Source organism: Sutterella parvirubra YIT 11816, from assembly GCF_000250875.1.
GTDB classification, from domain to species: Bacteria; Pseudomonadota; Gammaproteobacteria; order Burkholderiales; family Burkholderiaceae_F; genus Sutterella; species Sutterella parvirubra.
In genome coordinates, this window is record NZ_JH604874.1 from 1 (window position 1) to 2,301 (window position 2,301).

At 59.7% G+C, this 2,301-nt stretch carries 1 protein-coding gene; it reads right to left on the minus strand.

The genetic code is table 11. The features are described 5' to 3' along the window. Positions 1-85: 85 nt before the first annotated feature. Entirely contained in the window at positions 86-2,122 is a 2,037-nt protein-coding gene (locus tag HMPREF9440_RS01755) for an IS1634 family transposase (protein WP_008540892.1), read from the minus strand. Between the last annotated feature and the right edge of the window lie 179 nt (positions 2,123-2,301).

Here is a 2,301-nt window from a genome sequence, read left to right on the forward strand (position 1 = left end):
CGTGAATTTCTCGCAAACGGGTACACTCGGCGCTCGGTGAGAGTCTGAATATTTTCATCCGAGCGCCGGTTGATCCGCGCCGAGGTCAGTCTTTCTCGACGCCTTTCTCGTCCGTCGGTGCAGTCTGTTTTTGGGCCGCCAGCATGGCCTCGCGCTCCAGCGTCTTCTTGTTCTTCGAGCCCTTCGGCCGTCCCCGGCCTCTCTTGGGGGCAGCTGCCGCGGCAGCAGCCGCCGCAGCCAAAGCTTCCCTCTCCAAAGTCTTCTTGTTCTTGCTTCCCTTGGGGCGTCCGGGCTTGCGCTTCGGCGCAGGCGGCATGTTCGCCATGGCGGCCTCCCGCTCCAGAGTCTTCTTGTTCTTGCTCCCCTTCGGGCGGCCGGGTCTGCGTTTCGGCGTCTCCGGTTCATCCGACTTGGGTTTCGGCGGTCGGCCACGCCGCGGAGGCGTTTCCTGGGGCGCATCCGGCAGGTGGCGGACTTGAGCGTTTTTTGAAGCCGCATCGTTGTTCCCGAGCGTCGACGCGAGGTAGCGGAAGTGCTCGACATTGAGTCCCCACTCGGCGTAGAGCGTCTTGTCGTCCTGTTTCAGGTTGTCGATGAAGCGGTAGGAGTCGTCGGGCATGAGCTTGATCATGCAGTGGTCGAGATGACGGATCACCTGATTGGTGTTTCGGTCGAAACGCCGGCAGGCCCGCATGATCTCGGTCCGGATGATGCCCGCCACAAAGGCGACGGCAAACTTGTTTCGGATGCTCGCATCCGTATGGACGCCCAGGGCGTCCATACCCAGCTCCGACTTGAAGATGGCGAACTGCGTCTCGGAGGCGTCGCGTAGTTGGTAGAGGCGGTAGATCTCTTCGGCGCTCATTTCGTCAGAGGATGCGATGGCGAAGAACCCCTTGGAATCAACGGCCTTCTGCCATGCTCCCCATTTGTAGCTCACGCTTCGGACGCCGTCTTCTTCGGCAATTTCGAGGTACTTCTTGAGCGGCTCCGCAACGGAGGGGGTGCGCCCGGCGGCGATGGAAGCCTGAAGGCGGCGCGCCTCCTGCCGCACCTTCTTGATGAGGCGAAGCGCGGCCATCGAGCCAGTGTTGGCGTCGAAGAAGAGTCCGATGCAGCTCTCCTTCGAGCTGTTCTCGAAGATGGGCTTGTGGTCCGTCACGCCGAAGATGCCGTCGTCGGAGAAGACGTTCTCCACTTGCCAGCGAACCTCAGCAAGGTGAGCGTCGAGCATTTCCCGGTAGCCCTTGTGGTTGCTCTTGAGCATGAGGATGTAGCGGAGATTGAGCTCCTCCAGAAGCTCGAGGAGTTCCTGACTGCAGAAGCCGCGGTCCACGATCACGCCTTCGACTTCCAAGCCGGAATGAGCGACGAACTCGACGATCTCACGAATGGCCGTCGCATCAACGACGCCTCCGCGGTTCACGGCCCAGGTCACGGGCTTCCCTTCCTCTGCGCTGACGGCCCAAATGTAGCTGACGATCGGGACCTGCTTGCCGGATTTCGCCTTCCCGGGTTCGGCGAGATCGGAGTTGCGGACGGCACAGTCGTTGTTCGAGCCGTCGACGCAAAGCCATACCTTGCGCATGCCGCGTTCGACGCAGCGCTTGATGTGCCTGATCTTGAAGTCGTGCACGGCCTCCGGCGTCATGTGGCGCGAGAAGAGCCGCGAGAACCACGAGTCGTCATGGCGTTCACGGGAGAAGAGCATCCGAAGCGCCATCGCTTCGTCGAAGAGCTGCGTTGAGGAACTTCTCTCAGCGATGGAAAACATGGCGTAGTCCATGATCCCGTTGCCGTAGAGCGGCCCGAACGAAGCCAACACGTTACGGTAAAGCCCCGTGTTTTGGGCGACGGCGAGGGTGGTGGCGTAGAGCCCCACCTGCACGAGATGCTCGGAGAGTTCGAGACCGCCGTAGTACTCCTCCCAGAGCTTCGGATGCTCGAACTTGAAGGTGTTGTTCGGGTGCATGTGCGTGGGTCCCGTAGCGCGCCCGATGACCGTTCGCCTGCGCTCGCCGTTGGGGCCCTTGCGGACCGTATAGACGCGGGCGTCGTGGCTGTTGACCAGTGCGAATTCGGGGATCGGAATCTCGTTCAGTTCCCAGTAGATATGGCTCATTTTTACTACGCCGTAATGTGTATCCGTGTGTCACTTTATTTTATCATAGATTTGGTAGTATTTGGAAGAGTCGAATAAAAAAGACTCGCCAGTTCTCACTAGGCGAGTCTCGAAGATAAAACCTATCCGGTTTATGAATTTTTGGCGGGTCACGTGTACCCGTTTGAGAGAAATTCACG